The organism is Bacillus sp. 22483 (assembly GCF_052044605.1).
Classification (GTDB): Bacteria; Bacillota; Bacilli; order Bacillales; family Bacillaceae; genus Bacillus; species Bacillus altitudinis.
The window spans coordinates 1-6,423 of the sequence record NZ_JBQENU010000022.1 but is presented as its reverse complement, the minus strand read 5'-3'; the positions used below and the strand labels follow the sequence as shown (position 1 = coordinate 6,423).

Below are 6,423 nucleotides of genomic sequence, written 5' to 3'. Positions count from 1 at the left end.
AAAGGTTTTCTATCACGCTGAAAAGAAGACAAAGGGCTAAAATCAAGTTCATTTTAGCCCTTTGTCAACAATCTGAACCATCTATTCTGTGTGGATAGATGGTTTTTTTAATCAAGTATTTGTTTCAGTTCATCTGGCAGTAAATCCATTAATTGATCAGATGAGGATACGTCCAGTACTTCAAGAAGCGCATAATATTTCGCATAAATTTCACTCAGCTGATCAGGATGATTTGCTTCATATCGATTCAAATGCAATTGCGTCAGTTCAAGTGCAATGTCCAGTTTGTTTCGTTCGATGGTTTGTGTTGTGTTGATCAAATCGTTCACCTCTAATTTTAAAGTTATTGAAAAATGTTATGGTGCAGTTCCGCAGCTGACCTTATATTCATGGTCTTCTATCTTTTTTGAATAACAGACGGAAGGTGTCATTCCTGTCTCGCTTTTCCAAGCCTGCCAATACACATCATACAGCTGACCATATTGAGGGTCTACATCGTCCTTTTTTTGCAAAATAGCAAAATAGCTTTGGTAAGGGTAGCCTTCTTGATAAATGGCATGCCGTATCGCTCCTCTTTCAGTCGCATTTGTAAAAACCATAGGCGACAGCAAGGGAAGGGTGATGATCACGACGAGCAGAATGAAAAATGAAAAAAGCTTATGTCTTGTTTTCATCAATGAATGTCCTTTCCTTCACAAGAGATCATTTGTATAATATGTTAAAATTGTCCTATTGTAAAGAAAGAGACTACTAGATCACAAGCGGATTTTATCAAAAATAGACAAGCATCTAATCACTAATCGTACCTCTGACATACGATAGAGTGTAAGTGAAAGACAACTTGAAGGGGTGTTGAGATGAGCCGGAATCGATTAGACAATTTTTTCTTTGGACCTCGCAGGGGGAATCATGGAGAAGTTGAAACGGTTGTATCCCCTACACGTCAAATTGTCAACACGACAACAAATGTACAAACGATCAGAAAGATTCATCCAACTCATATCACAAACGTCAATAAAAACATCAAAAGAATTGAAAACTACTACCCTGTGACGCAATCTACTCGAAATGAGTATATTGTGGAAGAATATGACTGTGGCAGTGATATCAAGAATCCTTGCTGCCGCCCGGTCAAACGCTGTAAGTGGTAGTTTAATGTTAAAAAGAAGTGAGGCATCCTGTGATGGGATGCCTTTTTTTGCATAAAAATTTTGATCAAAAGCTTCTTTCAAGATAAAATTGTAGTATCAATTCATTCTGATGGAGGCGATTTTCTGAATATTCGATTGTTAACACCAGAAGATGCTCAAGAATATGCGAACTTGAGATTAGAAGCACTCCGATTAAATCCAGAGAGTTTTGCTATGAGTTACGAGGAAGAGAAGCTAGATACGAAGAATAAATATAAGGCTCGTTTTGCCTCTACACAATCTATGTGGACATTCGGTGCCTTTCATCAAGGTCAGCTGGTCGGCTCGGTCACACTCATACAAGAAACCTTGCAGAAATTAAAGCACCGTGCCAATTTGGCAGCGATGTATGTAACGGCTAGTGGACGCGGAAAAGGAATGGGGAAGGCACTTCTGACAAAAGTACTTTCTTTTGCACGCGAAAAAAAAGACATCGAACAAATATATTTAACAGTGGTCACAACAAACGACCCAGCCAAACATCTTTACAAGTCTGTTGGATTTAAGTCGTATGCGGTAGAAGAAAAAGCACTAAAAATAAATGGTGCATATGTAGATGAGGAAAAAATGGTGCTATGTTTATCATCGTTTGGAGGGGATATAAATGAGCCAGCCAGTCATGCGCATCACATTGGCAGCCGGACCAAATAGTGAGCTGGAATCCTTTGCGCTTCGTGCAGCACTTGAAAACTTTGGCGCAAAAGTCGATATGCATTGGATAGGCAGACCGAATGACCTGATTAATGTTTTATCCGGGAGGAATAGAGGCGAGACGGATTTCATTCTTTTATCCTTTCACGGAGAAGAAGGAGCGTTTCTCATGCCGGAGTTAGGAGAAGATGTATACGAAGAGGGTGAGCCGAGAGGTGCTGCTTTTGGTGCGGATGACATAAAGCGCTATGCTTCGTTAAATGGAGTCCACATTATATGTACAGGCTGTACACTAGGCGAAAAAAAGTTGGCAGAAGCTTTTTTAGAAACAGGGGCGATATCCTATACAGCGCCCGATGACTACATTGATGGAAATGCGTCATTTATTTTTGTTCTCACCATGCTGTATGAGCTGGTGAACAACTCAAAGACAGTCAGAGCAGCTTTTGACCAGGCACGCTCTATTGATGAAGAAACAAAGTTATTCCAACTGTATATGCAAAAATAAGGGCTGAGCGATCAAGCCCTTTTTATATGTCTCTCGTAAAATATGTCGAAAATGTGACAAATGTGTTTTTTGCAAACTAAAAAGGGGCTGCGAAAAGTCTATCCTACAAACACACGCCATTTAGACATGACGGCATCACGAGAGGAGAATCATTGTGTCAATGAAAGGGAAGATCAGTCTCGTCCTGTGTGTACTTGCGATCGTCATCGGTATCGCTGCGTTTTATCATAACCAGCAGGCAAGCGGGACAGAGAGAAAAAAAGTAGAACAAGATGCGAGCTACAAACAAGTTGAAATTGTCACACTTGTGAATGACGGGAAATTCATGAGATATGCTGTCAACTATCCGCTGTTTCATCAAGAAAAACTAGATCAGGAGATCAAAAGATTTGCAGAGACAGCGTTAGAAAGGTTTAAAACATCGTTTAGTCAAGCGAGTGATGTCAATGAAGAAAAACGATACGAATTAAATATCGATTATGAGATCATTCATTATGCCAAGCAAACCGTCGCAATCAAATTCAATACATATGAGGTGAAGGGCGGAAAGCAAGGCGTCAATCAAACGAAGATGATGAATTTTGATTTCAAGAAACAGACATTTTTATCAATCAACGATATCTTTCTATCAAAGAAGGACAATCTTCAAAAATTATCTCATATGACTTTTGAGGAATTAAAAAAAGATCGAACGCTAGCTGAAAATCAGCCGCTGCTCAAACAGGGAACGTCTCCTGTGGCGAAGAATTATCAGTATTTTGCCATCAAGGATCGCTATATCGAATTCTACTTTCCAAGAGGACAAATCGCTCCAAATCATCAAGGCCCTCAAGTGTTAGCGATTAAGAAAACACTGCTGAAAGGAATATTAAAACCCGAATATATTAAGAAAGAATTGAACAAAAACGAGAAAAAAGAACCGATTCCAACAAGAAAGATTGTGAAATTGCCAAAACCATCCACATTTCATCCGAATCAAAAAGCCATTGCACTCACATTTGATGATGGGCCCAATCCATCAACGACCTCAAAAATTTTAACAGCATTAAAAGAGAACAAAGGACATGCTACATTTTTTGTATTAGGCAGCAGGGTTCAGTATTATCCCGATATGTTAAGTGAAATCAGAAAGGGTGGAAATGAAATTGGAAACCATTCCTATAACCACCCTTTGCTCACAAGACTCCCTTTAAAACAAGCGGTCAAACAAGTAGAAGACACGCAGCAAATCATTGAAAAAGCGAGCGGGTTCACACCGACTCATTTTAGACCGCCATATGGCGGGACAAACGGACAAATCAACGAAGCTCTTCACATGAAAGTGACCCTTTGGGATGTGGATCCTGAAGACTGGAAATATCGAAACAGCCAATACGTCGCGAACTACATTCTAGCCCATGCATCTAGCGGTGAAACGGTCTTAATGCACGACATCTATGACACCTCAGCCAACGCAGCCGTCACGATTATCAAAGAACTCACCAAACAGGGATATCAATTATTGACGGTGTCTGAGCTTGAGCAGTGGAAGGAAGCGCGTGAGAAGAAAGGTGAATTGAATACGTAATGATGATGCGAATCTTAGTAGATTCGCATTTTTTAAAGCATATTATGAAAATAAAGGGAAATCATGTTAAAGTGAGTGTAGAAAGGGAGGGCTTCGGATGGTATTCATGAGGTTGATTAGCCTATATATGCTGACAGCATTTAGTTTGGGTTTTATCGTTAACTATGTACCTGGTTTGATGCTGCCCATCTATATACTTGCGATGATCGGGCTTATTTTATGTCTCGTTCATATTGCGCTGCATTATATTCAACGAATCAGAAATATGTTGTTTCATGAGAAACGGTAAGAATACTTGCGTACGCTAAGAAACCTCTCTCTAAAAGAGTGAGGTTTTTATTTTTGCGGTTTTTGATGTTCTAACAGTTGTATATTTTTCTCATTTGATTCTTTCATTTGTCTTAATAACGAAACGATATTCCAAGTAAACCAAATGAGGACAATCAGTAAAATGATGATGATCCACATGCTGGGGCATCCAATCTGCTGAATGCTTCTTTTTGCATGTATCAAGGATACCGTATAATGAATGTATTGAAATGAACAGTTCGTGCTATTTATTCGACAATTGATGTAAACAAAGAGCGATGAAGGTAGATATATTTGAAACGAGTAGATGTAGTATCAGCTATTATTTACGATACGGAAGAAAATATTTTAGCAGTTAAAAATGTAAAGGGATATTGGGAACTGCCGGGTGGGGCTGTAGAAAAAGGCGAACACCTGCATCAAGCCGTGATACGCGAGGTGAATGAAGAGACAGGGTATGTTTGCAAAGTAAATGAAATTCATTCGGTTCGAGAAGCAGTCTTTCAAGACAAAAAACATCATGCATTGATGATCACCTTCTTTGCTAAAATCACCGGAGCTTTCAAAAGTTAAACCCAAAGTTATATAACTTATTAAAATTAAACGAAGACCCACAAGCTTTTTATCAATTTGAAGGAAATAGAACAGTTGGTTAACAAGTTGATATGGGTATGAAGGAGAGATATGGATGTTTTTATACTACGGCCCCACAGGAGCTCCAGTAGAAAATCCGGGAGAAGAATTCATGAAAAGAATTTTCTTTCAGGAGGGTGAAGAGTATTGGAAACAAGGAAACGGTGAATCTTCCATTGAGATAGAAGAAGATTGGGAAAGTGAAAGTCTAGTTTTCTTTTATACGGAACCGTATGGGTTCTTGATCATGAGATATCCAAATTTTTTGGTCCCTTTTAAAAAGGGAGAAAAAATTGAAACGATCGAGCATTTGGTCGCAGGCGCCCCATTGTATGTGCCGTCATGTAGCTACATCAATCGGGATCAAGCTTATCAAATCGTTCACCATTTTTTGACGACAAAAACAGTTCCTGACCTTGTTGAATGGGTAGAGTTGAGGGATATTGATTTTCAGTATGATTAGAAAAGTTAGAGGGAGCAAGATGAAAGTGAGTACATATGAGAAGTTACATAACTTAGATGAATCTATGCATTTACATGTAGGGTATGATGAACATGGTTTTGATTATGAAGGCGTGTTTTTTAAGAGTTTAGATAGGAAATGTACAAAAGGTTTGTTTGATCAAGTTCCAAATGAGGAAAGAGGAATATTTAAGCAACTGACAGATCACTATCCTGAATTGAAAATAAAAGTAACATCAGAACGAGATCCAAGTGTCCCGTACCCAAGAGATACTTTATCTTTTGATGTTAAAAATGGTGTTACAGAAAATGTCGTTAAAATAAAAAAATAGAAAAGAGGCTATAGAATGGATTTTATCAATGACCTTAGTGAAGAAGCTAAAGTTGCACTAGGCTTAGCAATAGCCGAAAGAATGTATGCATTTATAGATAAAGAAGATGATGGTTACCACATAGGAGAAAAAGCTTTAGAAGATTGCTGGAAATGGCTTTCTGGTAAAGAGTTAAATGCAGATGATTTATGTAACTACATAGATAGTGAAGATTATATAGATGTAGCCGAGTTCGCAAATAAAGAAAAAGATGAACAAAAACAATATGGCTGGTATTCAGTATTAGATGCGGTTTCTTATACAGCTTATCAAGCGTATAAACGAGAAAATAAAAAATTTGTTCCGCAAGTGCTAGAGATAATAGATGATGAAACATTGAATACACTTTGGGAAAATGCTATAGAATCAAAAATGATTGATATAGCTGAACTGAAAATCCTAACGAAGTATCTAATTGGTCATTATCCTAGCAAATATCAAGATAATAACAAGTTATATTTAATCAACAAAGAGGATCTCCCATTAGGCGATTAAATAGAATACGGCTATTTTTAATAAGTAATACAGAAAGACATTAGCTTAGAGATAAAATAAAAAACAGACCTCATATGGTCTGTTTTTTATCCACTAACAAGAAGGATTCTTTTACAAAATTCAAATCACTTCCCCTTTTCCCGCTTCCGTTACTCCTTTTCCGCCCGGTAAAACTCATGAAACATCTTCATCAGTGCGCGTTTCTCTATCCGAGACACATAGCTCCGCGATATCCCG

Annotated in this window: 12 protein-coding genes; 9 read left to right on the top strand and 3 right to left on the bottom strand. The window is 38.2% G+C overall.

The features are described from left to right. Positions 1-107: 107 nt before the first annotated feature. Complete coding sequence (locus ACTJJQ_RS19185; RefSeq protein ID WP_224558471.1) at positions 108-329, bottom strand: hypothetical protein; 222 nt, start codon at positions 327-329, stop codon at positions 108-110. Positions 330-356: 27 nt separating this feature from the next. Further along, entirely contained in the window at positions 357-674 is a 318-nt protein-coding gene (locus ACTJJQ_RS19180; RefSeq protein ID WP_041090962.1) for a hypothetical protein, read from the bottom strand. Positions 675-857: 183 nt separating this feature from the next. Between ACTJJQ_RS19180 and ACTJJQ_RS19175 the strand changes: the two genes are divergently transcribed. The 5 genes from ACTJJQ_RS19175 (at position 858) to ACTJJQ_RS19155 (ending at position 4,205) form a co-directional block, all read left to right on the top strand. Then, complete coding sequence (locus ACTJJQ_RS19175; protein WP_017358055.1) at positions 858-1,151, top strand: CotD family spore coat protein; 294 nt, start codon at positions 858-860, stop codon at positions 1,149-1,151. A 60-nt stretch (positions 1,152-1,211) separates the two neighbouring features. Further along, positions 1,212-1,841, top strand: coding sequence for a GNAT family N-acetyltransferase (locus ACTJJQ_RS19170; protein ID WP_431603594.1), 630 nt, complete (start codon positions 1,212-1,214; stop codon positions 1,839-1,841). Continuing rightward, positions 1,795-2,349 carry a hypothetical protein gene (locus tag ACTJJQ_RS19165; RefSeq protein WP_039956011.1) on the top strand — a complete coding sequence of 185 codons (555 nt, stop codon included), beginning with the start codon at positions 1,795-1,797 and terminating at the stop codon, positions 2,347-2,349. Before ACTJJQ_RS19170 ends, ACTJJQ_RS19165 begins: the two co-directional genes overlap by 47 nt. A 154-nt stretch (positions 2,350-2,503) precedes the next feature. Next, positions 2,504-3,916 carry a polysaccharide deacetylase family protein gene (locus ACTJJQ_RS19160; RefSeq protein WP_242730698.1) on the top strand — a complete coding sequence of 471 codons (1,413 nt, stop codon included), beginning with the start codon at positions 2,504-2,506 and terminating at the stop codon, positions 3,914-3,916. 97 nt (positions 3,917-4,013) lie between these two features. Beyond that, positions 4,014-4,205 carry a hypothetical protein gene (locus tag ACTJJQ_RS19155; protein ID WP_035702712.1) on the top strand — a complete coding sequence of 64 codons (192 nt, stop codon included), beginning with the start codon at positions 4,014-4,016 and terminating at the stop codon, positions 4,203-4,205. Between the two features lie 47 nt (positions 4,206-4,252). Here the strand turns inward: ACTJJQ_RS19155 and ACTJJQ_RS19150 are convergent, their stop codons facing one another. Next, the gene (locus ACTJJQ_RS19150) at positions 4,253-4,384 is read right to left on the bottom strand and encodes a hypothetical protein (RefSeq protein WP_272951266.1); all 132 of its coding nucleotides are present in this window, start codon (positions 4,382-4,384) and stop codon (positions 4,253-4,255) included. A 135-nt stretch (positions 4,385-4,519) separates the two neighbouring features. On the opposite strand from ACTJJQ_RS19150, the gene ACTJJQ_RS19145 reads away from it, so the two are divergent. The 4 genes from ACTJJQ_RS19145 to ACTJJQ_RS19130 all read left to right on the top strand — a co-directional run bounded on the left by ACTJJQ_RS19145 (position 4,520) and on the right by ACTJJQ_RS19130 (position 6,186). Continuing rightward, entirely contained in the window at positions 4,520-4,798 is a 279-nt protein-coding gene (locus ACTJJQ_RS19145) for an NUDIX hydrolase (RefSeq protein WP_234891354.1), read from the top strand. 115 nt (positions 4,799-4,913) lie between these two features. Then, entirely contained in the window at positions 4,914-5,321 is a 408-nt protein-coding gene (locus ACTJJQ_RS19140; protein ID WP_081114553.1) for an Imm1 family immunity protein, read from the top strand. Between the two features lie 19 nt (positions 5,322-5,340). Further along, entirely contained in the window at positions 5,341-5,652 is a 312-nt protein-coding gene (locus ACTJJQ_RS19135) for a hypothetical protein (RefSeq protein WP_240504375.1), read from the top strand. Between the two features lie 15 nt (positions 5,653-5,667). Then, positions 5,668-6,186 carry an Imm6 family immunity protein gene (locus ACTJJQ_RS19130; protein WP_081114554.1) on the top strand — a complete coding sequence of 173 codons (519 nt, stop codon included), beginning with the start codon at positions 5,668-5,670 and terminating at the stop codon, positions 6,184-6,186. The last annotated feature ends 237 nt before the right edge of the window (positions 6,187-6,423 follow it).

Bases quoted from the DNA above. Each gene is read 5' to 3' on its own strand.
- ACTJJQ_RS19140 (WP_081114553.1), top strand. From the start codon at position 4,914: ATGTTTTTATACTACGGCCCCACAGGAGCTCCAGTAGAAAATCCGGGA.
- ACTJJQ_RS19155 (WP_035702712.1), top strand. From the start codon at position 4,014: ATGGTATTCATGAGGTTGATTAGCCTATATATGCTGACAGCATTTAGT.
- ACTJJQ_RS19180 (WP_041090962.1), bottom strand. From the start codon at position 674: ATGAAAACAAGACATAAGCTTTTTTCATTTTTCATTCTGCTCGTCGTG.
- ACTJJQ_RS19150 (WP_272951266.1), bottom strand. From the start codon at position 4,384: ATGTGGATCATCATCATTTTACTGATTGTCCTCATTTGGTTTACTTGG.
- ACTJJQ_RS19175 (WP_017358055.1), top strand. From the start codon at position 858: ATGAGCCGGAATCGATTAGACAATTTTTTCTTTGGACCTCGCAGGGGG.
- ACTJJQ_RS19165 (WP_039956011.1), top strand. From the start codon at position 1,795: ATGAGCCAGCCAGTCATGCGCATCACATTGGCAGCCGGACCAAATAGT.
- ACTJJQ_RS19135 (WP_240504375.1), top strand. From the start codon at position 5,341: ATGAAAGTGAGTACATATGAGAAGTTACATAACTTAGATGAATCTATG.
- ACTJJQ_RS19130 (WP_081114554.1), top strand. From the start codon at position 5,668: ATGGATTTTATCAATGACCTTAGTGAAGAAGCTAAAGTTGCACTAGGC.